The organism is Rhodoferax sp. SPJ21 (genome assembly GCF_058216335.1).
Genome location: NZ_JBYZMO010000001.1, coordinates 187,040 through 209,550 on the forward strand (window position 1 = coordinate 187,040; position 22,511 = coordinate 209,550).

Below are 22,511 nucleotides of genomic sequence, written 5' to 3' on the forward strand. Positions count from 1 at the left end.
GGGGATCTGAGACGCTTATTGTCCCTTGGGAGCTGTAACCATTGCGTCGAGGCGGTCGTCCACGTCGCCGGCAAAGCGCTCGATGAACATCAGCGCCCGCACCTGCTGGGCGGCCGCCGCATAGTCATGCGCAACATCCAGCAACTGCGCACATTGGGCAAGGATGTCGCGCCGGGCCTGCAGTACCTCGGTATTCAAAACCTCCAAGGCGGCAGCGCTGTCGGCATCGTCCAAGGCCTCGCGCCATTCCATCTGCTGCATCAGAAAGGTAGGAGGCATGGCCGTGTTGTTTTCGGCCTGAATGGGCGCGCCGTGCAGTTCGCACAGATAGGCGGCGCGCTTCAGAGGGTCCTTCAACCGGGCCCAGGCTTCGTTGATGCGCACCGACCACTGCATGGCCACACGCTGCGCAGCACCGGCCTGGGCCGCAAAGCGATCCGGGTGCGCTTCGCGCTGCAAGGCCTGCCAGCGCGCTTGCATGGCCACATGGTCCTGCGCGAACTGCACGGGGATTTCAAACAGCTCGAAGTCGTTGGATTGGAGGTTCATAGGTGCCAAGAAAAAACCGCCAGCACACAGGGCACGGGCGGTTGGTGTTCGGAGCGCAGCCGTTAAATCCGGAAGCTTTCTCCGCAGCCACATTTGTCGCGCTCGTTCGGATTCTCGAACTTGAAGCCTTCATTCAGGCCTTCACGCACAAAGTCCAACTGAGTACCGTCGATATAGGCCAAGCTCTTGGGATCGACCAATACCTTCACGCCGTGGCCTTCAAAAACCACATCTTCGGGCGCCAATTCGTCGACGTATTCGAGCTTGTAGGCCAGACCCGAGCAGCCGGTGGTTTTGACCCCCAGACGCACGCCCACACCCTTGCCACGTTTGGCCAGGTAGCGGGTCACGTGCCGGGCAGCGGCCTCTGTCAAAGTCACAGCCATATCAGTGGGCCTGGGCGGCTCCGTGTTTCTGCTTGTAATCGTTGACCGCTGCCTTGATGGCGTCTTCAGCCAGGATGGAGCAGTGGATCTTCACCGGCGGCAAAGCCAGCTCTTCGGCGATTTCACTGTTCTTCAAAGCCGCAGCCTGGTCCAGTGTTTTGCCCTTGACCCATTCGGTCACCAGCGAGCTGGAGGCAATCGCGGAACCGCAGCCGTAGGTCTTGAAGCGTGCGTCTTCGATCACGCCAGTCACGGGGTTGACCTTGATCTGCAGTTTCATCACGTCACCGCAAGCAGGGGCGCCGACCATGCCGGTACCTACGCTGTCATCACCTTTTTCGAACGAACCCACATTGCGGGGGTTCTCATAGTGGTCTACCACTTTTTCAGAATAAGCCATGGTGTTTACCTCTTCAATTCAAATCAATGGGCCGCCCATTGGATGGTGCTGATGTCCACACCATCTTGGTACATTTCCCACAAAGGGCTCAGGTCACGCAGCTTGGCCACATTGACTTTGATGGTATCGACGGCGTAGTCGATGTCGGCCTCGGTCGTCCAACGGCCGATGGTCATGCGCAAGCTGCTGTGGGCCAGTTCGTCGCTGCGGCCCAGGGCACGCAGCACGTAGCTGGGTTCCAGGCTGGCGGACGTGCACGCCGAGCCGCTGGACACGGCCAGGCCCTTGATGCCCATGATCAACGATTCGCCTTCGACGTAGTTGAAGCTCATGTTCAGGTTGTGTGGCACGCGTTGTGTTTCGTGGCCGTTGATGAACACTTGCTCCACATCTTTCAGGCCCGCCAACATGCGGTCGTGCAAGGCTTTAATGCGGACGTTTTCAACCGCCATCTCTTCCTTGGCGATGCGGTAGGCTTCGCCCATGCCGACGATCTGGTGCGTAGGCAAGGTGCCGGAACGCATGCCGCGCTCGTGACCGCCACCGTGCATTTGCGCTTCCAGGCGGATGCGCGGTTTACGACGCACAAACAAAGCGCCGATCCCCTTGGGACCATAGGTTTTGTGCGAGGTCAGGCTCATCAGATCGACCGGCATTTTCGACAGATCGAACTCAACACGGCCGGTGGCTTGCGCTGCGTCAGAATGGAAGATCACGCCTTTTTCGCGGCAGATGGCGCCGATGGCTGCGATGTCCTGGATCACGCCGATTTCGTTATTCACGAACATCACGCTGGCCAGAATCGTGTCGGGGCGGATCGCTGCCTTGAAGACTTCCAGGTCGACCAAGCCGTCTGCTTGTACGTCCAGATAGGTCACTTCAAAACCCTGGCGTTCCAGCTCACGGCAAGTGTCCAGCACGGCTTTATGCTCGGTCTTGACCGTGATGATGTGTTTGCCCTTGGTCTTGTAGAACTGCGCGGCGCCCTTCAGCGCCAGGTTGTTGGACTCGGTGGCACCCGAGGTCCAGACGATTTCACGTGGGTCGGCGCCAATCAGCGCGGCAACCTGTTCACGCGCCTTTTCTACGGCGGCTTCAGCCTCCCAACCCCAGGCGTGGCTACGCGAGGCGGGGTTACCGAAATGCTCACGCAACCAGGGAATCATGGCATCCACCACCCGCTCATCGCAGGGGTTGGTGGCACTGTAGTCCATGTATATCGGGAAATGTGGGGTGTCCATTGGCTAGCTCTCAGTGGCGGCTGGCTTTAAAAAAGCACAATTTAAAAATTAAGACTTAGCAAACACATTGCCCAGAGCGAATACCGAATTGGGGCCGGTAATGCGCATGGGCTTGACGACGGGCAGGCTGGAAATAGCCCGCTTGACCATGGGCTTGGTCTCGATCTGCACACCCTTGGCCAGTTGGTCGTCCACCAGCTTTTGCAGGTTGACGGAATCCAGGAACTCGACCATACGGGTATTCAGCGAAGCCCACAAATCGTGGGTCATGCAACGGCCGGCATCGCCCAGGCAGTTTTCCTTGCCGCCGCATTGGGTGGCGTCGATAGGCTCGTCCACCGACACAATGATGTCGGCAACAGTGATGTCTGCGGCCTTGCGGGCTAGGGTGTAGCCGCCGCCAGGGCCGCGGGTGGATTCAACCAGCTCGTGGCGACGCAGCTTGCCGAACAACTGCTCCAGGTAAGACAAGGAAATCTGCTGGCGCTGGCTGATGGCAGCCAGGGTGACAGGGCCGTTATTCTGGCGCAGGGCCAGATCAATCATCGCGGTGACCGCAAAACGGCCTTTGGTGGTGAGTCGCATCGCAAGCTCCTTCTGTTGGCTTTACTGGTGTTGACATTGGGCCGGCATGCACAACGCAAACCTGACCCCCTCTTCCTCCAGCTATCAATCGCCTTACATGGCGACTGCGAGCCCTCAACTGCTGGTTTTTCTTTATTGACAGCCACCATTGTAGCAGAGAACCCCATCGATTCCGTCGGGTAAGCAGACCAGTCAGTCTTATTTTAGAACGACGGGTAATTTCACGCAGCTACAACGCTACGCTGTCGTGCCCAGAGGCACCGAAAGCCTGGGTCTTGAGTACCGACAGCTGGTCGCGTACCCGGGCTGCTTTTTCGAACTCCAGGTTCCGCGCATGCTCCAGCATGAGCTTTTCCAGGCGTTTGATTTCGCGGGCGATGTCTTTCTCGCCCATCTCTTCGACCTTGGCGCGCTGGATGGCGTCCTGCTCCAGCTTCTCGGCCTCGCGGCCGGATTTCTCGCTGTACACGCCGTCGATCAGGTCTTTCACCTGCTTGACGATGCTGCGCGGTGTGATGCCTTGGGCTAGGTTGTGCGCGATCTGCTTGGTGCGGCGGCGCTCGGTCTCGTCGATGGCTTTGCGCATCGAATCTGTCACCTTGTCGGCATAGAGGATTGCGCGGCCGTTTAAGTTCCGCGCGGCGCGGCCAATGGTCTGAATCAGCGAGCGCTCGGAGCGCAGAAAGCCCTCCTTGTCCGCATCCAGAATTGCCACCAGCGACACCTCAGGGATGTCCAATCCTTCGCGCAGCAGATTGATGCCGACCAGCACATCGAAGGTGCCCAGGCGCAAGTCGCGCAAGATTTCGACCCGCTCCACCGTGTCCACATCGCTGTGCAAGTAGCGCACCTTGACGCCGTTTTCTGTCAGGTAGTCGGTCAGCTGCTCGGCCATGCGCTTGGTCAACGTGGTGATGAAGACGCGCTCGCTCTTCTCAACCCGAATACGGATTTCCTGCAGCACGTCATCCACCTGGTGGGTGGCGGGACGCACCTCCACCTGGGGGTCCACCAGGCCGGTGGGCCGCACCAGCTGCTCGACCACCTGGCCGGTGTGATCCTTCTCCCACTGGGCCGGCGTAGCGGAGACAAACACCGCCTGGCGCATCTTGGTCTCGAACTCTTCAAACTTCAGCGGCCGGTTGTCCAGTGCGCTAGGCAAACGGAAACCGTATTCCACCAGCGTGGTCTTGCGCGCCCTGTCGCCGTTGTACATGCCGCCAAACTGGCCGATCAGGATGTGGCTTTCGTCCAGGAACATCAGCGCGTCCTTGGGTAGATAGTCGGTCAGGGTGGACGGCGCCTGTCCCGGTGCCGCACCGCTCAGGTGGCGGGTGTAGTTCTCGATGCCCTTGCAGTGGCCGATCTCGGTCAGCATTTCCAGGTCAAACCGGGTGCGCTGCTCCAGCCGCTGCGCCTCCACCAATTTGCCCATGCCGACCAGCTCTTTCAGCCGGTCGGACAGCTCCATCTTGATGGTTTCCACGGCAGCCAGCACCTTGTCGCGCGGCGTCACGTAGTGGCTGCTGGGATACACCGTAAAGCGCGGAATCTTCTGGCGGATGCGACCGGTCAGCGGGTCGAACAGCTGCAGGGTTTCGATCTCGTCGTCAAACAGCTCGATGCGAATGGCCAGCTCGGAATGCTCAGACGGGAACACGTCGATCGTGTCACCGCGCACGCGGAACTTGCCCCGGCTGAAGTCCATATCGTTGCGCTGGTACTGCATGCGGATCAGCTGGGCGATCACGTCGCGCTGGCCCACCTTGTCGCCGGTGCGCAGCGTCATCACCATGCGGTGGTAGCTCTCGGGCTCGCCAATACCGTAGATGGCCGATACCGTGGCGACAATGATCACGTCGCGCCGCTCGATGATGCTCTTGGTGCAGCTCAGGCGCATCTGCTCGATGTGCTCGTTGATGGCGCTGTCCTTCTCGATGAACAGGTCGCGCTGCGGCACATAAGCCTCGGGCTGGTAGTAGTCGTAATAGCTGACGAAATACTCCACCGCATTCTTGGGGAAGAACTCGCGGAACTCGCTGTACAACTGTGCCGCCAGGGTCTTGTTGGGCGCAAAGATGATGGCCGGCCGGCCCAGGCGGGCGATCACATTCGCCATGGTGTAGGTCTTGCCCGACCCCGTCACGCCCAGCAGGGTCTGGAACACCTCACCGTCGTTCACCCCTTCTACCAGCAGGCGGATGGCCTCGGGTTGGTCGCCGGCCGGTGGGTATGGCATGAACAGCTCGAACGGCGAATCAGGGAAGCTGACAAACTCGCCCGCCGGCGGCCCGGGGGAGGTGGACGGATACAGGGAAACGGTTTCGGTCATGGCGCGCAGACTCCCATCGCAACAAAAGCGGCAAAACCCGATACTGTATAGGAATACAGGCTTACTTGCGCGACACCAGCGACAAGCCAATCAAACGCGACACCACGGCCGCCAGGTACATCACCCCGGTGAACATCTCCACACTGGCCAGCGCACGCGCATGCGGCGTGATGGGGATCACGTCGCCAATGCCCGTGCTGGACAGCAGCGCAAAGCTCAAAAACATCAGCTCCGTCCAGCTGCGCGGCTCGCTGGGGTTGACCATGGCCGAGAAGCAGCCTGGCTGCAGCGCCTGGACCATCACGAACAGATAGGTAAAGGCCCAGGCCAGCAAGGTGAAAGTGGCACCTGCGGCAAACAGCTCGTCGGTGCTGGCGTGCTGGTCGGCCATCATGTAGGCGATCAGGCTGCCCGCTGCATACAGATAAAACACCGCCTCCAGGCCGGCCGACCAGGGCAGCAGATGGGGCATGGCAAACATGGCTTGCAGCGCCAGCAGCACCACCGCCGGTGCGGCAATACAGGCGCTGACCCAGGCCAGCCCCGGTGTGCGCCGCACCATGCGGGTGGTAATGGCCAGCACCACGATGCCAAACACACCAAAGGCGATGTGGCCGGCGGCTGTGTTCTCGATAAAGGGGTACAGCACCATGCCCAGCAATTGCACCAGCAGCAGGATGGCAGAGGGGTGGCGCCGGGTGGTCGCATAAAGCCGTAGATAACGCATGGCAGGATTGTCCAACAAGCGCAAATTGCGTATGAAATAGGCCGCTAGCGTACATAGAACCTGCGCAGATAGCTATCAAATGCATAGTATCCACATACCGCGTCACATGTGGCCATGCCGGATAGGCAAGGGTGGCCCCTACGCTGGCGGCTAAAATTCCAGGCTGCCCTCCACGCAGACTCGCGCGGCGGGGCACCTCTTTTCCCGACCAACTCCATAGGACTTTTTCCATGTCTTTGTTCACCGCCGTCGAAATGGCACCGCGCGACCCTATCCTGGGACTCAACGAGCAATTCGCTGCCGACACCAACCCCAACAAAGTGAACCTGGGCGTGGGCGTGTACTTCGACGACAACGGCAAGCTGCCGCTGCTGGCCTGCGTGCAGACCGTTGAAAAGCAAATGACCGACGCGCCCAAGGCACGCGGCTACCTGCCTATCGACGGCGTGGCCGCCTATGACAGCGCCGTCAAAGGCCTGGTCTTCGGCGCCGACTCCGAACCCGTCACCTCCGGCCGCGCGGTCACGGTGCAAGGCATTGGCGGCACCGGCGGCCTGAAAATCGGCGCCGACTTCCTGAAGAAGCTGAACCCCGCAGCCAAGGTGCTGATCAGCGACCCCAGCTGGGAAAACCACCGCGCACTGTTCCAGAACGCCGGCTTTGAAGTCGACAGCTACGCCTACTACGACGCGGCCAAGCGTGGCGTCAACTTCGAAGGCATGCTGGCCTCGCTGAACGCCGCCGCCGCCGGCACGATCGTGGTGCTGCACGCCTGCTGCCATAACCCGACCGGCTATGACATCACCGCCGCCGAATGGGACCAAGTGGTTGCCGTGGTCAAGGCCCGCAACCTGACCCCCTTCCTCGACATGGCCTACCAAGGCTTCGGCTACGGCATCCAGGAAGACGGCGCCGTGATCGGCAAGTTCGTCGCCGCCGGCCTGAGCTTTTTGGTGTCCACCTCGTTCAGCAAGAGCTTCAGCCTGTACGGCGAACGCGTGGGCGCCCTGAGCGTGCTGTGCGAGTCCAAGGAAGAAGCCAGCCGCGTGCTGAGCCAGCTGAAGATCTGCATCCGCACCAACTACAGCAACCCGCAAATCCACGGCGCCACCGTCGTGGCCACGGTGCTGAACACCCCTGAGCTGCGCGCCCAGTGGGAAAGCGAGCTCGGCGAAATGCGCGTGCGCATCAAGGCCATGCGCCAGAAGCTGGTGGACGGCCTGAAGGCTGCCGGCGTGCAGCAAGACATGTCTTTCATCACCAGCCAGATCGGCATGTTCAGCTACTCCGGCCTGAGCAAGGACCAGATGGTGCGCCTGCGCACCGAGTTCGGCGTGTATGGCACCGACACCGGCCGCATGTGCGTGGCCGCGTTGAACAGCAAGAACATTGACTACGTCTGCGCGTCGATCGCCAAAGTCGTCTAAGGCGACGTTGAATGAGTCTACGCGAGGCTGCGCGCCCTGGATCGGGATGGGATGCAAGGCGTAAACCGCAGACATAGCTACAGCTATGGCGAGGATTTACAACGCCGCATACCGCCCGAGGCCAGGGATGCGCTGACCGCGGTGACTTGTTCAGCGTTGCCTCCAGCCAGTTCGCTCCTAAATAAATAGCTACTCGCGCAGGTTCTGTCTGCGCCAGTGGCTATTTTTACATCTGGAATCCATAGTCTATGGCCGCAACACCGCCGACACTTGAGCAGGCCATGGGCGCGGCCATCGCAGCCTATAACGCCGGGCAGGCAGACGCCGCCATGCGCATCTGTCAGGACATACTGCGGCTGCAAGCGGCCGAGCCCGCAGCCCACCAGTTGCTGGCCCTGATGCAGCTGCAGGCCGGTGCGCTGGACCTGGCCCGCAAGCACGTCCACAGCAGCCTGCAAGCCCGTGCGCAGCATGCGCCCACGCTGCTGCTGGCCGGCAAGATTGCCCGCGCCCAGAACGACCTGGCTGCCGCTACAGACTACCTGGCACAGGCCTGCGCGCTCAACCCGGCGCACCCCGAATCCGCCTACTTGCTGGGCCTAACCCTGTGCGAACGGGGGCAGAACGCGGCCGCCGTCACGGTGCTGCAAAGCCTGGTGCTGCAGCATCCGCAGCATGCTGCAGCCTGGTTCCAGCTGGGTGTGGCGCGGCAAGACCTGGGCGAAATGGCGGCTGCCGTGGCGGCATTCCAGACTACGCTGCAGCTGCAACCCAGTTATGTGGAAGCCGCCGTCAACCTGGGCATCGCGCAGCAGGAAACCGGCGCCCTGCCCGCCGCCATGGCCGCCTATGGCCAGGCCTACCGACTGCGCGCCGACACCTTTGGCCGCATTGCCCAGGCGCTGACCTCCAGCCCGCACGGCGCGCTGTGGCTGGACCTGGCTGCTTTGAAAGCCACCCTGGCCGCCCTACCCGGTTGACCCACCGCGCTTGGCGCGAAAGCGCTTGCGGTAGACGCCAGGGGCGGCCAGCACCTCACCCACCAGGGCGTCGTAGCGGGCCGTGCGTTCGGCCGAAAAGCCCTCAAACACCAGCTCGGGCGCGGCACGCGGCACGGCAAAGCACTGGGCCACCGGCGTGCCCTTGGCCAGCACGCCGCTGAAGTCGGGCGCGGTCCACACCGCCGGGAAATTGATGCCGGCATCGGTGAAACGGTCCGCATCCACCAGTCCGGTCAGCAGGCGAAACGGCAGGTCGTCGCGGTTCACCGGATGGGTGGCAAACAGCGACCAGCCGGGCTCCAGCGCTATGGTCCAGAAGCTGTTGAACTTCAACGCCGAGTTATGGCCGTCAAAAAACGGCGCACCGGCAATTTGCGCCGGCACATGGAAGCTCAGCGGCGCGCGCGGGTGCGCCTGCACCGTCAGCGGGGGCAAATCCCAGTCCCAACTGAACTGGCCCTGGTCCACCCGCACATCGCAGGGCAGTAGCACCATGAAGCCGTGCGACATGGCATCGATGAATGGCGGGCATTGCTTCACGGTGCGGATGTCACGGCCATGCAGTTCGGAAAAGGCCTTGGGCGGCATGGCGCGCAGCCAGTCCGGCAAGGCCTGCTTGGCCGGAATCGGGCGCGGCAGGATGTCTAGCAACGCGGGGTCGCAACGGAAGGTGATGTGCATGGAGAGTCAGGGCGCAAGAAGGGCAACAGCCTGCAGCATAGCCAATCTGCCAGCCTGGCCCACGGCTTGCTTGAAATATCAGCTTACAAATTTTCACCATCGGCGTAGCATTGATTTGCCAGCCTTGTACGACATCGGCAGACCCATGTTCTGCGTCAACCCGAGACCCACCCCATGACACTGAAACCCGATGCAACAGCCCGTAGCGGCTTTCACCTCTCCCTGACCCAAAAAATCTGCACGGCGGCCACGCTGCTGGCCGTGCTGTCGCTGGGCGTAACGGCCGCTTTCATCGGGGTCAAAAGCGGCAACAGCGCCGAAGACGCCACCATGGCCCTGGCCCACACCTCGGCCCGCGAGGCGGTGGCCCAGCTGCAGACACGCATCAGCAGCAACCTGGCCTCGGTACAGGCCCTGGCTGCCTCCCAACGCACCAGCAAAGAGGCCAACATCCCCCTGCAACGGCCGCAGATCGACGCGCTGGTGCAGGGCACGCTGCTGAGCTCGCCCGACTTCATCGGCGCCGCCGTGACCTGGGAGCCCAACGCGCTGGACGGCGCCGATGCCGACTTTGCCGACAAAAAGCCCGAATACGACGCCACCGGCCGCCACATGCCCTACTGGACCAAGTCGGCCAACGGCAGCCTGCACGTAGACCCCATCGTGTTCGACCCCGCACCCGGTGCCAACGACTGGTATGACGTACCCAAAAAGACCGGCCGCGTGTTCTTCACCGAACCCTACATCTACCCGGTCGAAGGCAAGGATGTCCTGATGGCGTCGCTGGTCGCGCCCATCATGATCGGCGGCAATTTCCAGGGCACCGCCAGCGCCGACTTCACGCTGACCCAGTTGGGCAAGCTCCTGGCGGAGCAAAAACCCATCGAAGGCAGCCAACTGACCCTGCTGTCCAACGGCGGGCTGTATGCCAGCAACCCGGTGGCTGAGCGCATCAACAAAAAGGCCGACGACATTCCGCCCGAAGGCCTGGAGCACATCCGCAAGGGCGAGCCGTACGAATATGTGGACGCACAGGACGTGGTGCACCTGCTGCAACCCCTGGTGGTGCACCCCGACACCGCGCCCTGGAGCGTACAGATGAGCTTTCCGCGCAGTGTGGCCAAGGCATCGGCACGCGAGTTACTGAAGTACACCGTGATCGTGTCCCTGCTCTGCGCCCTGGTGACGGCCATCGTGCTGGTGTCCGTGGTGGGACGGCTAACGCTGCCGCTGCGCAAGCTAAGCCAGCTCATGTCCGGCCTGGCCAGCGCAGATGCCGACCTGAGCATCAAACTGCAGGTGCAAGGCCATGACGAGCTGGCCAACATAGGCTCCAGCTTCAACCAGTTCGTGGCCAAGATCCACACCGTGCTGAAGCGGGTGCGCAGCAGCGCCGACAGCGTCTCCAACGCCAGCGCCGAGATCGCCCACGGCAACCAGGATCTGTCGAACCGCACCGAGCAGCAAGCCAGCGCGCTGGAGCAAACCGCTGCGTCGATGGAAGAACTCAGCGCCACCGTGCGCCAGAACGCCGACAGCGCCCGCCAAGCCAACCAGCTGGCCATGGACGCTGCCAGCGTGGCCGCCCAGGGCGGCGAGGTGGTGGGCCAGGTGGTAGACACCATGAAGGGCATCAACGACAGCTCGAACAAGATCGCCGACATCATCAGCGTGATCGACGGCATCGCCTTCCAGACCAACATCCTGGCGCTGAACGCCGCCGTGGAAGCCGCCCGTGCTGGCGAACAAGGCCGTGGCTTTGCCGTGGTCGCCAGCGAGGTGCGCAGCCTGGCCGGCAGGTCGGCCGATGCGGCCAAGGAGATCAAAAACCTCATCAACACCAGTGTGCAGCGGGTCGAACAAGGCACGGCCCTGGTGGACAAGGCCGGCGTCACCATGACCGAGGTGGCCAGCAGCATACGCCGCGTGACCTCCATCATGGCCGAGATCAGCGCCGCCAGCAGCGACCAGGCCTCGGGCGTGTCCCAAGTCAGTGAGGCAGTGAAGCACATGGACCAGGCCACGCAGCAGAACGCAGCCCTGGTAGAGCAGATGGCGGCGGCCGCCAGCGGCCTGAAGTCGCAGGCCCATGAGCTGGTGGCAACCGTGGCAGTGTTCAAGCTGGGTGCGGACGATGGCTTCGCCCTGGACCTGCCGAAGGCTGCGCAGGCGGCACCCCAACAGCGTCCGATGCCAGCCCCAGTGGCTGCGCGCGCACTGACCAAGCCAACTGCTCCGCGCACGGCATTGGGCCTGTCCAAGCCGGCCCCAGCAGCCAAGCCAGCCACCCGGGCGGCCACAAAGCCATCAGCCCAAACACCTGTAAATGACGACTGGGAAAGCTTTTGAAGAGTGCCGCCAGCGCAGATGTGAGCTGCGCTGGCAGCTATATTTTAGATAGCAAAAGACTCTACACGGATCGGCGCTTGTGCGCCGTGTAAGCCAGCATGCCCAGGGCCAGCGCCACCAGGGCCATCGAGCCGGGCTCGGGCACGGTCTGCACCCGGAAGTCTGCCGCCCCGATGTAGGCGCCGGTCATCACAAAGGATTTGATGCTGGGGCCCGACTCCTGGAAGCCGAAGAAGGCGCCGGAGTTCAGGTTGCCGTCGGTCAGAAACGCTAGGTCCAGCGACTCGATCAGCACATTGTTCACGTCGTAGGCGGCGATGCTTGCCAAGCCCGTGCCCAGGGCCAAATATGCCCACCTGCAATACGGGCATGGTGATGGAAGCCGAGGTGGCCAGCGAGGTCACAGGAACGGCCTGCGCCGCCTGGGGCACCAGAGCGACGGCGCCCAGCAAACCCAGACCAGCAAACCCAGACCAGCAAACCATCTGGACAGATTGGTTTTCATTCGTCCTTGTAGAACAGGTAGTTGTGGCCGTTATGGGGCACGAACGTGGCGTCGATCTCGTCATAGCCGGGGTCGACCAGCACGTCGGGTGTGGGGTTGGTCAGGCTGACAAAGTCCTTGGTGTAGCTCACATAAGTGCGGCCACAGTCGGCATTGCCGGGCCAGACGATGGCGTACTTGCGGCGGTCCGGGTCGTAGTAGGCCTCGGGCGCCCAGGCGTGCGGCGTGGTGTTGCTGCCCAGGCTGGTCGCCATGTTCAGAAAGCACGGGTTTTTGAAGGTGATGGGGTCGTCACTATCGGCCACGAAGATGCGCGAGCTGGGCCGGTTCCAGTAGTTGGAGTCGTTGACCGCCAGCGTCCAGTCGGTGGCGATATAGACAAACTTGCCGTCTCCTAATAAATCCGCCTTATGGGTCCGAAGCACAGCGCGCTCCGGTAGCGGTTCTTGCATACTAGGGACACAAACGATACGCATCCAATAGCGATTTATCGATAGTCAATTGCAAAACTCGAATTGGCGAAAACCCACAGCAGCAACACCATGAGTACAGCCGCCCCTATGCAATTCAGCCTTCATGACTCCGAGGTGCGCAGCTGCACGCCCCAGGCCACCACGCTGGCCATCGTGTTCTCCGCCGCTGCCGTGCAACTGGCAGACGGGCGCATCGGCTATCTGCAGCCCCTGTGCATGGAGCTCCGCGATGCTGTCTGGACCGGGCCCCTCGCAGAATGCGTGGGCCGCTTATCGGAGGGCCGGCTGTGGGACGGTGCGCTGCGGCCAGCCACCCTGCCCCTGCCTTATGCATCGACAGGCCCGGTGCGGCTGGAGCTGCGCTTCTCCAACGGCGCGCAACTCGAAGTCCATGCGCAGTCGCTGGTCTGCCAGCCGGGCCGCCGCGCACAGTTTGCCGAGTCGTTTGCCTGCTGAGCCGTTCGCGCTAGGCCGCGCGCCCCAGTAGCAAGCCACCGCCCGAGCCTGGCGGCAGCTTGAACACCGCCACGGCCTGCACCAGCTCTAGCGCCTGGGCTTTCAGGCTACTGGCCGAAGCGGCCATTTCCTCAACCAAAGCAGCGTTTTGCTGCGTCACTAGGTCGATCTGCGTGACCGCTTCGCCCACCTGCGTGACACCCGCGCTTTGCTCGTTGTTGGCGGTGCTGATCTCGCCCACGATCAGGCTGACGCGGCGAATGGCCGTCACCACCTCGGCCATCGTGGTGCCGGCTTTGCCCACCAGCGCCGTGCCGCGCTCGGTGCGCTCCACGCTGGTGGCGATCAATTGCTTGATGTCCTTGGCCGCGCTGGCGGCGCGACCGGCCAGGCTGCGCACCTCGCTGGCCACCACCGCAAAGCCACGTCCCTGCTCGCCGGCGCGGGCCGCTTCCACGGCGGCGTTCAGCGCCAAGATATTGGTCTGGAAGGCGATGCCGTCAATCACGCCAATGATGTCGGATATCTTTTGCGATGCTTCATGGATACCTTTCATCGTATCCACCACCTGGCCCACAACGTCCCCGGCATCCACCGCCACCGTGCTGGCCCGCTGCGCCAGCTGGTTGGCTTCACGCGCGCTGTCGGCGTTCTGCCGTACCGTGGCGCTGAGCTGCTCCATCGACGCCGCCGTCTGCTCCAGCGCGCTGGCCTGGCTCTCGGTGCGGGCAGACAAATCATGGTTGCCCTGGGCGATTTCCGCGCTGGCAATGGACACCGCATCCGACCCATGGCGCACGCGCGTGACCACGCTCGACAGGCTGCTGCGCATGGCCTCCAGCGAGCGCAGCAGCTGGGCGGTTTCATCCGAGCCGGTCACATGCAGCTGCTGCGACAGCTCGCCACCTGCAATTTGGCTGGCAGCGGCGCCTGCCTGGCCAATGGGTCCGGTGATCAGCCGCGTGATCCACACCGCCAAAAAGCTGGCAATGGCGATGGCGACCACCAGCAAGCCAATCACCCAGCGCAGGGCCGAGCTGAACACCTGCTGCGACATCTGGTAGGCCGCGTCGGCGCCGTCGCCATTGAGCTTCACCAGCTTGGCAATCGTGCCGGCCATCACCCGGAAGGTAGTGCGCGACTCGCCATTCAAAAACGCTTTGGCCTGGTCGTGCTGGGCGTCACCGCCCTTGGACAAGGGCATCAGTTTGGCGTCGTTGGCGTAGTGCGCACTGGCCATGCGCTTGAGATCATCAAGCAGCGCCCGCTCGTCGGCAGAACTGACCAGCGGCTCATAGGCCACCAAGGCGTCATCAATACGTTTGCGCGCCGTCTGCAGGCGCTTGTCGTTGTCCTCCACGCCAGCGGGGTCCACGGCCAGCACCAGCTGAATCTCGGCACGGCGGTACTCGTTCAGTGCGGCGTCGATCTCACCCAAGCTGCGCGTGCTGGGTAGCCAGTCGGTGGCGATTTCCTTGGTGCTGCCGTTGACACGCTCCAGCTGGGTCACGGCGTAGACGCCGGTGATCACCGTCAGCAGCAGAATCGCCACGAAGGCGACTGCCAGCTTGACACCAATTTTCAGATTTGAAAAAGCCATTTTTCGCTCCTGTAGAGTCAAAACTACCTAGAAATACTGCCCGCGCCGGGCTGCTGCAACTTATCAGACCGGCCCAAAACCTGGGCTACCACCAGCCCGCACCTTCATCACAATAGATGAAACACCGCTCCTGCGGCGGGGCAATGCGGCAGCTATATCTGCAAGGCCGCACAGGCCGCCGGCGCATACCCCATATGCGCCACCAGCTACACTTTAGATAGCAAAACAATCCTCGGTATTCCATGGGCACGCACCGCACCCTGCGCATCGCCGCCGCCCACACCTGCGCCCTACCCGGCGACATTGCCGCCAATCTGCAGCTGCATCAAGCTTCATCGCAGCAGCCCGCCAGGCCGGGGCCGGGCTGCTGCTGTTCCCAGAGCTGTCGCTCAGCGGCTACGAACCCACGCTGGTACGCCACTGCCTGCTGGAGCCCAGCGACAGCCGGCTCGCGCCGCTGCAAACCGAGGCGCCCCACCGGCGGCTGTGCCAGTGCGGGAAAAAGCAGCTTCTGGGCGCCTTGCGGGCAACCGGTGGTGGCCGCGCCCGGCACCGGCAACCTATTGCTGCTGGCCACATGTGAAGCCGCCATTTGGAGCGGCGCGCTGCAGCCGATCTAGCTGCTTACCAAAATTAAAAGAAATAGGCCGCCAGCGCTGGCAGCACCTACGCAAGGCGCTATCAAAATAGGAATCTTCGCTGTACGCAGCGCAGCGGCGTGGGCCGGCTAATGCTGGGCTATAGTGGCCTACCAACGCCCCGTTGCCCGCCACGCCATCCATTTCACTGCGCATGTTCGAGCTCCTCTTTTCCATCTTTGGCGAGTTCCTGCTGCAGATCATCGTGGAGGCGCTTTTTGAGCTGGGCCTGCACACGCTGGCAGAGCCTTTCCGACGCAAGCGCAGCCCCTGGCTGGCTGCAACGGGCTACGCGGTTTTTGGCGCGGTCTTCGGCGGCTTAAGCCTGCTGGTGTTTCCGTCCCACCTGGTGTTGAACCACCTGGGCCAACTGGCCAACCTGCTGCTGGCCCCGGTAGCCGCCGGCCTGGCCATGGCCATAGTCGGCTCCTGGCGCGCACGACGTGGGCAAGACGCGCTGCGCATCGACAGCTTTGCATACGGCTATCTATTTGCACTGGCATTCGCCTTGGTACGATTCTTTTTCGCACACTGAATCGCCTCACACCGCACATTAAATCTGCGCTAGCAGCTACTAATTCAATAGCACCATGCCCACCATAGAACAGCTCGCCCAATCCGCCGCGCCTGCCGGCATCGACTTCTGGTCCGTCCGCCATGTGGTGGAAAGCGCCGAGCGCCTGACGGTGCGTAACGACGTGGCCGAGGCGCCGACGCGCGAGCGCGATGCCGGGGTGATGGTGACGGTGCAGCACGGTGGCGGGCTGGGCTATGCAGCAACCAGCGATGTGTCAGAGCGCGGCCTACGCCAGGCGTTTGCCCAGGCGCAAAACCTGGCCGCTGCCAGCGCCGCACACAGCGTGTTCGACTTCCGCGACGCGCCACGGCCCAGCGGCCGGGGCGATTACCGCTCAACCACCACGCAGCCGGTCGCGCAAACCTCGCTGGGCGAACGCTTTGATCTGCTGAAAGATGTCTGCGCCAGCGCGAACATCGGCGAGGCCATCAAGGACCGCACGGCCTCGCTGTGGACTACGCATACCGAGCAACTGCTGGTCACCAGCGACGGCGGCCACATGGCGCAGAGCTGGGACTTTGTGGTGCCCAACATCGTGGCCGTAGCCAGCGCCCATGGCGACACGCAGACACGCACCGCCGCCGGCCAGTACAACGGCTTTTGCCAGCAAGGCGGGCTGGAGGTACTGGAGCGCGCCGGCTTCGCGCAAGACGGCCCGCGCGTGGCGCGTGAGGCGCTGGAATTGGCGCAAGCCCCCAACTGCCCCAGCGGCGTGATGGACGTGCTGCTGATGCCCGACCAGATGATGCTGCAGATCCACGAAAGCATAGGCCACCCGCTGGAACTGGACCGCATCCTGGGCGACGAGCGCAACTTCGCCGGCACCAGCTTTGTGACGCTGGACATGTTCGGCCACTACGCCTATGGCAGCCCGCTGCTGAACGTCAGCTTCGCGCCCGACCAGCAACATGAATTTGCTGGCTTTGCGTTTGACGACGACGGCACGCCGGCGCAGCGCGAATGGATCGTCCGCCACGGCATCCTGCAGAGGCCGCTGGGTGGCAGCCTGTCGCAGGCGCGGGTCCAGGGGCTGCTGCCGGGCCTGGAGAGCTTGGGTGGTGTGGCCACCACCCGGTCCTGCAACTGGAACCGCGCACCCATAGACCGCATGAGCAACCTGAACATCGAGCCCGGCGACAGCACGCTAGAGCAAATGATTGCCAGCATCGATTACGGCATCCTCATGCGCACCAACGCGTCGTGGAGCATCGACGACTCGCGCAACAAGTTCCAGTTCGGCTGCGAATGGGGGCAGATGGTGCGCCATGGAAAATTGGCCGAGGTGGTCAAGCGGCCCAACTACCGGGGCATTTCGGCTAGCTTCTGGCGCTCTCTGGCCATGGTGGGTGACGCCAGCACCTTCCAGGTAATGGGCACGCCCTACTGCGGCAAGGGCGAACCCAACCAGGTGATACGCGTGGGCCACGCGGCCCCCGCCTGCCTGTTCAAAAATGTGTCGGTATTTGGCGGAGCCGCATGATGCACAGCTACTTTCAACAACTCGCCGCAGCCGTCTGCGCCCCCGCAACTGGCGCGGACCGCGTCACGCTGTACTTCAGCGCCGAGGCCTCCGACTTCATCCGCTTCAACCACGCCCAGGTGCGCCAGGCCACGCATGTGGAGCAGCGCTACGGCACGGTCAGCGTCGTCAGCGGCCAGAAGCGCGCCTCCAGCAGCATCAGCCTGGGCGGCGACCTGGCGGCCGACACCGCAGCCTTGCTGGCCGAACGCAGCGCCCTGCTGGAGCAGTTGCCGCTGGTGCCCGACGACGCCTACCTGCTGCTGCCCGATGCGGTAGTGAACACCGAGCGCAGTGCCACCGGTAGCCTGCCCACGCCACAGCAATTGATCAAAGCCGTGGCCGAGCACGCCACTGGCTCTGACCTGGTCGGCTTCTACGCCGGTGGCAGCGTGGTGCGCGCCTTTGCCGACAGCCGTGGCCAGCGCAACTGGCACAGCGTGGAAAGTTTCCACTTCGACTGGTGCCTGTACCGCGAACGCGACCAGGCCGTGAAATCCAGCTACGCCGGCACCGCCTGGAACGAGGCTGACTTTGCCCAGCGCGTGGCCCAGGGCCGTAGCCGCCTGGCCCTGCTGGCACTGCCACCGAAAACGCTGGCGCCCGGCGCCTACCGCGTGTACTTCAGCCCGGTGGCTGTGGCCGAGCTGCTGGGCACTTTGTCATGGGGTGGTTTTGGCCTGCGAGACCTGCAAACCGGCACCTCCACCTTGCAACTGGCACACAAAGGCCAGGCCTGGCTCAGCCCGCAGCTCACGCTGACCGAGGCTACGGCCGACGGTATTGCACCGCGCTTTCAGGCCGATGGCTTTACCAAGCCGGACGCCGTAGAACTGGTACGCGCCGGCCAAGTGGGCGCATCGCTCACCAGTCCGCGCAGCGCCAAAGAATACGGCCAAACCACCAACGGCAGCGGCGACGGCGAAAGCCCCGAGTCGCTGGCCATGGCCCCTGGCCACCTGCCCGAAGCCGAGGTGCTGCGGGCGCTCGGCACCGGCGTCTACATCAGCAACCTGCACTACCTGAACTACAGCGACCGCCAGGCCTGCCGCATGACCGGCATGACCCGCTTCGCCTGCTTTTGGGTAGAAAACGGCCAAATCGTCGCGCCCATTCCGGTGATGCGCTTCGACGATTCCTTGCTGCGCATGTTCGGCACCGGCCTGGTCGCACTGACCGACCACGCCGAGTTGGTGCCGGCCGATGGCACCTACGGCGCCCGGCAGCTGCAAAGCCTGACGGCGCCGGGAGCAATCGTCGATGGCTTTGCGCTGACCTTGTAGCCGGCGAGGCGTTGGCTTAGGGCGTCTTCTTGCGTGCAAGCGGCAAAAGCGCGAGCGCCAGGCCAAAGAGCACCACGCTGCTGGGCTCTGGCACGTTGTGTACCGCAAAACTGGGCGCATCGGAGAACAGCACATCGCCGCCCTCGGCAAAAGTGAACCCATAGGAGGCCAGCATCCAGTCCTGGCCAGTGGCCACCGAGCAACTACCGGCCCCGCAGGAATTGCCAAACAAGAAGTCTTCCAACACGCCGGAAGCATTGAAGCTGAGGTAGCCAGTGCCCACCGTGGCCGCTGTGTAAGTCACACCGCCCCAGTTGAAGCCAAAGTCCGTGAACAGGCCTGCCGAATCGACTGTTTGCGCTGGCTGCACGCTGCTGGAATCAAAGGTAAAAAAGCCGTTGATAGCCGTGCCACTGAGCGCACCCGCTGTCACGTTGGCGCTGAAGTCATAGGTCACCGGCATAGCCTCGGCGCCCAAAGCGGCGCCCCACAATACGGCGGCCGCAATCCACATTTTCTGCATATTGTCTCCTTCGTTATCGATTTATAAAAATATTAGTCATAAATAATGTTTCGTTAAACATTATTATTTACATGAAAAGCATGCAAGCCGGGGTCCCCTCCCTGCAGGGGCAGCTGCATGCCTGCGCCACGAAATGACCCCGCCCTGTGATGGGCGAGGCCGTTTCAACAGCTTCAGGGCTCTCGCTGGTTGGCCAGGGCTCAGGGCGCCCAGGGGGCATCCACGGACCAACGGCTGTCAGCTTCGTAGCTGGTGGCGGTGTTCCAGGTTGCGCTGGCTCCATGCCCGTCTGCAATCCACACTTCAGAGTCGTAGTGCCGCAGGAAGCGGTCCGGGAACTTGAGCGCCGAGAAGCGCACGCCGCCACTGGCACTACTTTGTGCGCAGAAAGTGGCGTCGTCGCGGAACAGACTCGAACCATCTGGTGGGTCCCGGCGCACGCGAGAGTTCGCATGGCGCAGGTATTCACCCGGGAAGTTCTTCGATTCGAACGAGTAGCAGCTGGCATCGCTCAGACCGGCAACCATCTTCCAGGTGGCGTCGAGCTTCAGCACCTGCGGGCTGTTGTTGTCTACCACCGCCGTATTGGCAACACCGGCAAAGTGTCGAATGAACTTGTTGTCAAAACCTGGCGTCAACACGCGGATGGATTTGAGTTCATTCAGCGGCAACACCACGGTGCTGCGCCAGAAGCCAGCCTCAGTGGCCCAGGATGCATCGGCGCGGAATCCACTCGTGTCCTGGAACGTGTCGAGCCAGACTTCCGAGTTGCTGTGGCGCACAAAACGGCCTGGCAAGTTTTTGGACTCGAGCGAGAGGGTACTTCCGCCGTCCAAACCCTTCTTGGCGCAGAACGTCGCGTCTTGCCCGAACAGGCTGCTGTTGTCGTTCGCATCGATTCGCAGACGCGAATTGAAGTGACGCAGGAACTTACCCGGGGCGCTAATCGCCTCAAAAGACAGGCAACTTGCGTCCGCAAGACCCTGCACCACCTTCCACGACGACTGCTGCTTCAGCAGATCCGTGCTACCTGTGTTGACCACCGTGGTCACGCCCAGGGCGTTGTCGGTGCGCAGGTAGCGGTCGGTGACCGTCGGCGTGACGGTGCGGAAAGAGTACGACGCGCCTTGCCGCAGGTAGGGGTCACCCTTGATCAAAGCCTGGTTGGCGGCCTTCACGGCAGCGAAGTCCACCTTCTTGACCTGGCGGTCGTAGGTGAGGAAGCCATTCATTTCGTCTTCCACATCGGTGATTTCGGTGTAGACCGCAGCACTCAGGGCCTGCGTGGCCTGCAACTCGCGCAGCGTGTTGACCTGACCGGTGTAAACCTGAGTCAGTGCCGCCGCATCGGGGTAGTTGATGTAGCAGCAAGTCGAAGCCGGATTCCACACATGGCCTTCCACCCGCAAACCGTTGCCACCGAACTCACCCAACACGGAGGGCCGGTTGGGCTGGTACGCCGGTGCAATGGGGCCGGGATAGTCGTGCGTGTCGATCAGATCGCCAGCCCCCGAGTCGCCAGGCGCCCAGTTGATACCCGAGTGCGTGTTGATCAGGCGGCTAGGGTCCCAGGCCTTGAAGGTATTGGCCATGCGCACCATATCGAAGTCGCCCCAACTTTCGTTGAAGATCACCCAGGTCACCACCGCAGGGGAAGAACGGTGCTCGTCAACGATTTCACGGTCTTCCGCCTCGACACGTGCGCGTACGGCGGCATCGTTATCCACATTCCAGGCATTGGGCATGTCCTGCCAGACCATCAGGCCCAGCTTGTCGGCCCAGTAAAACCAACGTTGTGGTTCCACCTTGATGTGCTTGCGAACCATGTTGAAGCCCAGGTCCTTGCTGGCTTGCAGGTCGGACTTCAGCGCATCGTCTGTCGGTGCGGTGTACAGGCCATCGGGCCAGAAACCCTGGTCCAGCGGCCCATACTGGAAGACGAACTTGCCGTTCAGCAGCGGACGCGGAATGCCACCCACCGTGCCGACGGAAATCGAACGCATGCCGAAATAGCTGCCGACTTCGTCGACCACCGTGCTGCCGTTGCGCAGCCGCACTTTCAGGTCGTATAGAAACGGATCGTCGGGCGACCACAAGTGGGCGTTGGGAATCGGAATAGTGAACTCGGTATTGGTCCGACCTGCGGCGACTGCCACGGTGGCGCCATTCGACGAGGCGATCGCCTCCACCGTCTGGTTGGTCACACCGTCGCCACGCACAACCACGCGCAGGCGGCCATTGGCCAGATCAGGCGTCATATCCAGGCGCGTGATATGGGGTGCAGCCACAGGCTCCAGCCACACTGTCTGCCAGATACCGGAGCTGGGCGTGTAGAAAATACCGCCTGGGCTACTGGTCTGTTTACCCAGCATATCGTCCCCGTCGGTTGGGTCGAATGCCGCCACCACCAGCTCATTGCTGCCAGCGTGCAAGTAGGGCGTGATGTCAAAAGCAAAAGCGTCGTAGCCACCCGAGTGCTGGCCGATCTGCTGGCCGTTCACATACACGGTGGCCTTGCGGTCTACAGCGCCGAAGTTGAGCTTCACGCGCTTGCCGGCCCAGTTGGCGGGAATCTCAAAGCTGCGCTTGTACCAAAGATTGCGCTCGTTCATACGCTGTATGCCGGACAGGTAGGACTCTACCGGGTATGGCACCAGCACCTGCTCTGCATTGGCCGGAAAGGCGGGAGCCGTAGACGGTGGATTTTCGGCACTGGGCGCGGCGCTGCCGCCGGCATAGCTCCACTTGCCGTTCAGGTTGATCCAGTCCGCGCGCGTGAGTTGCGGGCGTGGATATTCGGGGAGTGGAATCGCCGCCTGCAAGGCGGCGGCGGTCCACGGTGTCGTCATTCGCGGCGCAACGGCGGCGGCCCTGGCCGTTGCAACGATAGTCTGGTCTTTTGCAGAAAGCTCGGCTGGAGCATCCGATCCGCCGCCACAACCCGCCAGGATCAGCGGGACCAGCACAGTGGCAAGCAGAAGCTTGTTTTGTCTCATATTTTTTGTTTTTTAGTTGTCGTTAAGGGACACGATGTACGGGCAATCTGCCTGCACCTCGACATGCTCGTGTAGGTGGTAAATCAACGCATAGGCTGCCTCCAGAAGGTTGCATGAATAACGGAATGGCTACAGGAAAACGAACGACTTCAGAGCCCAGGCAGCATGTGCTTGCGGCCCATCCCCAAACCGCAAGTTCGATCAGCAAGCCCTGCACACCGCCGCGCTGCGGGGGCGCTCTTCATAAAAATATGAATGTGTAG

The 22,511-nt window shown here is 62.5% G+C and carries 20 protein-coding genes; 7 read left to right on the forward strand and 13 right to left on the reverse strand.

Annotated features, from left to right (window positions below):
* Positions 1–15: 15 nt before the first annotated feature.
* The 7 genes from hscB to AC4BBN_RS00805 form a co-directional block, all read right to left on the reverse strand.
* Positions 16–549 (reverse strand): Fe-S protein assembly co-chaperone HscB, encoded by a 534-nt coding sequence (gene hscB / locus AC4BBN_RS00775; RefSeq protein WP_490590047.1) that lies wholly within the window; start codon positions 547–549, stop codon positions 16–18.
* Positions 550–611: 62 nt separating this feature from the next.
* Complete coding sequence (gene iscA, locus AC4BBN_RS00780) at positions 612–935, reverse strand: iron-sulfur cluster assembly protein IscA (protein WP_490590048.1); 324 nt, start codon at positions 933–935, stop codon at positions 612–614.
* Position 936: 1 nt separating this feature from the next.
* The gene (gene iscU / locus AC4BBN_RS00785; RefSeq protein ID WP_490590049.1) at positions 937–1,335 is read right to left on the reverse strand and encodes a Fe-S cluster assembly scaffold IscU; all 399 of its coding nucleotides are present in this window, start codon (positions 1,333–1,335) and stop codon (positions 937–939) included.
* 23 nt (positions 1,336–1,358) lie between these two features.
* Positions 1,359–2,576, reverse strand: a complete 1,218-nt coding sequence (locus AC4BBN_RS00790) for an IscS subfamily cysteine desulfurase (RefSeq protein ID WP_490590050.1) — start codon at positions 2,574–2,576, stop codon at positions 1,359–1,361.
* A 48-nt stretch (positions 2,577–2,624) separates the two neighbouring features.
* The gene (gene iscR, locus AC4BBN_RS00795; RefSeq protein WP_490590051.1) at positions 2,625–3,161 is read right to left on the reverse strand and encodes a Fe-S cluster assembly transcriptional regulator IscR; all 537 of its coding nucleotides are present in this window, start codon (positions 3,159–3,161) and stop codon (positions 2,625–2,627) included.
* A gap of 229 nt (positions 3,162–3,390) precedes the next feature.
* On the reverse strand, positions 3,391–5,493 hold the full coding sequence (gene uvrB, locus AC4BBN_RS00800; protein WP_490590052.1) for an excinuclease ABC subunit UvrB: 2,103 nt from the start codon (positions 5,491–5,493) through the stop codon (positions 3,391–3,393).
* 61 nt (positions 5,494–5,554) lie between these two features.
* Entirely contained in the window at positions 5,555–6,220 is a 666-nt protein-coding gene (locus AC4BBN_RS00805) for an ion channel (protein ID WP_490590053.1), read from the reverse strand.
* A 230-nt stretch (positions 6,221–6,450) separates the two neighbouring features.
* On the opposite strand from AC4BBN_RS00805, the gene AC4BBN_RS00810 reads away from it, so the two are divergent.
* Positions 6,451–7,647, forward strand: a complete 1,197-nt coding sequence (locus AC4BBN_RS00810) for an amino acid aminotransferase (protein WP_490590054.1) — start codon at positions 6,451–6,453, stop codon at positions 7,645–7,647.
* A gap of 248 nt (positions 7,648–7,895) precedes the next feature.
* On the forward strand, positions 7,896–8,627 hold the full coding sequence (locus tag AC4BBN_RS00815; protein ID WP_490590055.1) for a tetratricopeptide repeat protein: 732 nt from the start codon (positions 7,896–7,898) through the stop codon (positions 8,625–8,627).
* On the opposite strand, the gene AC4BBN_RS00820 is transcribed toward AC4BBN_RS00815, so the two are convergent.
* A complete protein-coding gene (locus tag AC4BBN_RS00820; protein WP_490590056.1) occupies positions 8,616–9,329 on the reverse strand; it encodes a hypothetical protein in 714 nt (237 codons plus the stop codon). The two genes, AC4BBN_RS00815 and AC4BBN_RS00820, sit on opposite strands and share 12 nt — an antisense overlap.
* A 174-nt stretch (positions 9,330–9,503) precedes the next feature.
* Here AC4BBN_RS00820 and AC4BBN_RS00825 point away from each other — a divergent pair, with 174 nt between their 5' ends.
* Complete coding sequence (locus AC4BBN_RS00825; protein ID WP_490590057.1) at positions 9,504–11,678, forward strand: methyl-accepting chemotaxis protein; 2,175 nt, start codon at positions 9,504–9,506, stop codon at positions 11,676–11,678.
* A 61-nt stretch (positions 11,679–11,739) separates the two neighbouring features.
* Here the strand turns inward: AC4BBN_RS00825 and AC4BBN_RS00830 are convergent, their stop codons facing one another.
* Positions 11,740–12,024, reverse strand: coding sequence for a PEP-CTERM sorting domain-containing protein (locus tag AC4BBN_RS00830; protein WP_490590058.1), 285 nt, complete (start codon positions 12,022–12,024; stop codon positions 11,740–11,742).
* Positions 12,025–12,179: 155 nt separating this feature from the next.
* Complete coding sequence (locus AC4BBN_RS00835; RefSeq protein WP_490590059.1) at positions 12,180–12,608, reverse strand: glycoside hydrolase family protein; 429 nt, start codon at positions 12,606–12,608, stop codon at positions 12,180–12,182.
* Positions 12,609–12,725: 117 nt separating this feature from the next.
* On the opposite strand from AC4BBN_RS00835, the gene AC4BBN_RS00840 reads away from it, so the two are divergent.
* Positions 12,726–13,112, forward strand: a complete 387-nt coding sequence (locus AC4BBN_RS00840; RefSeq protein WP_490590060.1) for a hypothetical protein — start codon at positions 12,726–12,728, stop codon at positions 13,110–13,112.
* A 10-nt stretch (positions 13,113–13,122) separates the two neighbouring features.
* Here the strand turns inward: AC4BBN_RS00840 and AC4BBN_RS00845 are convergent, their stop codons facing one another.
* Positions 13,123–14,712, reverse strand: a complete 1,590-nt coding sequence (locus AC4BBN_RS00845) for a methyl-accepting chemotaxis protein (RefSeq protein ID WP_490590061.1) — start codon at positions 14,710–14,712, stop codon at positions 13,123–13,125.
* A 792-nt stretch (positions 14,713–15,504) separates the two neighbouring features.
* Between AC4BBN_RS00845 and AC4BBN_RS00850 the strand changes: the two genes are divergently transcribed.
* Genes AC4BBN_RS00850 through AC4BBN_RS00860 form a run of 3 tightly spaced genes read left to right on the forward strand, consistent with a single transcriptional unit; the run spans position 15,505 to position 18,729 of the window.
* Positions 15,505–15,885 (forward strand): hypothetical protein, encoded by a 381-nt coding sequence (locus tag AC4BBN_RS00850; protein WP_490590062.1) that lies wholly within the window; start codon positions 15,505–15,507, stop codon positions 15,883–15,885.
* Positions 15,886–15,940: 55 nt separating this feature from the next.
* Entirely contained in the window at positions 15,941–17,407 is a 1,467-nt protein-coding gene (locus AC4BBN_RS00855; RefSeq protein ID WP_490590063.1) for a TldD/PmbA family protein, read from the forward strand.
* Positions 17,407–18,729: a TldD/PmbA family protein gene (locus tag AC4BBN_RS00860; protein ID WP_490590064.1), complete on the forward strand. Its 1,323-nt coding sequence runs from the start codon at positions 17,407–17,409 to the stop codon at positions 18,727–18,729. The genes AC4BBN_RS00855 and AC4BBN_RS00860 overlap by 1 nt, the downstream gene beginning before the upstream one ends.
* A gap of 16 nt (positions 18,730–18,745) precedes the next feature.
* On the opposite strand, the gene AC4BBN_RS00865 is transcribed toward AC4BBN_RS00860, so the two are convergent.
* Complete coding sequence (locus AC4BBN_RS00865) at positions 18,746–19,252, reverse strand: PEP-CTERM sorting domain-containing protein (RefSeq protein ID WP_490590065.1); 507 nt, start codon at positions 19,250–19,252, stop codon at positions 18,746–18,748.
* Positions 19,253–19,452: 200 nt separating this feature from the next.
* Positions 19,453–22,101 carry an AbfB domain-containing protein gene (locus AC4BBN_RS00870; protein ID WP_490590066.1) on the reverse strand — a complete coding sequence of 883 codons (2,649 nt, stop codon included), beginning with the start codon at positions 22,099–22,101 and terminating at the stop codon, positions 19,453–19,455.
* Positions 22,102–22,511 lie beyond the last annotated feature (410 nt).

Bases quoted from the DNA above. Each gene is read 5' to 3' on its own strand.
- AC4BBN_RS00810 (WP_490590054.1), top strand. From the start codon at position 6,451: ATGTCTTTGTTCACCGCCGTCGAAATGGCACCGCGCGACCCTATCCTG.
- AC4BBN_RS00850 (WP_490590062.1), top strand. From the start codon at position 15,505: ATGTTCGAGCTCCTCTTTTCCATCTTTGGCGAGTTCCTGCTGCAGATC.
- AC4BBN_RS00820 (WP_490590056.1), bottom strand. From the start codon at position 9,329: ATGCACATCACCTTCCGTTGCGACCCCGCGTTGCTAGACATCCTGCCG.
- AC4BBN_RS00840 (WP_490590060.1), top strand. From the start codon at position 12,726: ATGAGTACAGCCGCCCCTATGCAATTCAGCCTTCATGACTCCGAGGTG.
- AC4BBN_RS00870 (WP_490590066.1), bottom strand. From the start codon at position 22,101: ATGACGACACCGTGGACCGCCGCCGCCTTGCAGGCGGCGATTCCACTC.
- uvrB (WP_490590052.1), bottom strand. From the start codon at position 5,493: ATGACCGAAACCGTTTCCCTGTATCCGTCCACCTCCCCCGGGCCGCCG.
- AC4BBN_RS00815 (WP_490590055.1), top strand. From the start codon at position 7,896: ATGGCCGCAACACCGCCGACACTTGAGCAGGCCATGGGCGCGGCCATC.
- AC4BBN_RS00860 (WP_490590064.1), top strand. From the start codon at position 17,407: ATGCACAGCTACTTTCAACAACTCGCCGCAGCCGTCTGCGCCCCCGCA.
- iscA (WP_490590048.1), bottom strand. From the start codon at position 935: ATGGCTGTGACTTTGACAGAGGCCGCTGCCCGGCACGTGACCCGCTAC.
- AC4BBN_RS00805 (WP_490590053.1), bottom strand. From the start codon at position 6,220: ATGCGTTATCTACGGCTTTATGCGACCACCCGGCGCCACCCCTCTGCC.
- AC4BBN_RS00865 (WP_490590065.1), bottom strand. From the start codon at position 19,252: ATGCAGAAAATGTGGATTGCGGCCGCCGTATTGTGGGGCGCCGCTTTG.
- AC4BBN_RS00855 (WP_490590063.1), top strand. From the start codon at position 15,941: ATGCCCACCATAGAACAGCTCGCCCAATCCGCCGCGCCTGCCGGCATC.
- iscU (WP_490590049.1), bottom strand. From the start codon at position 1,335: ATGGCTTATTCTGAAAAAGTGGTAGACCACTATGAGAACCCCCGCAAT.
- iscR (WP_490590051.1), bottom strand. From the start codon at position 3,161: ATGCGACTCACCACCAAAGGCCGTTTTGCGGTCACCGCGATGATTGAT.
- AC4BBN_RS00845 (WP_490590061.1), bottom strand. From the start codon at position 14,712: ATGGCTTTTTCAAATCTGAAAATTGGTGTCAAGCTGGCAGTCGCCTTC.
- AC4BBN_RS00825 (WP_490590057.1), top strand. From the start codon at position 9,504: ATGACACTGAAACCCGATGCAACAGCCCGTAGCGGCTTTCACCTCTCC.
- hscB (WP_490590047.1), bottom strand. From the start codon at position 549: ATGAACCTCCAATCCAACGACTTCGAGCTGTTTGAAATCCCCGTGCAG.
- AC4BBN_RS00790 (WP_490590050.1), bottom strand. From the start codon at position 2,576: ATGGACACCCCACATTTCCCGATATACATGGACTACAGTGCCACCAAC.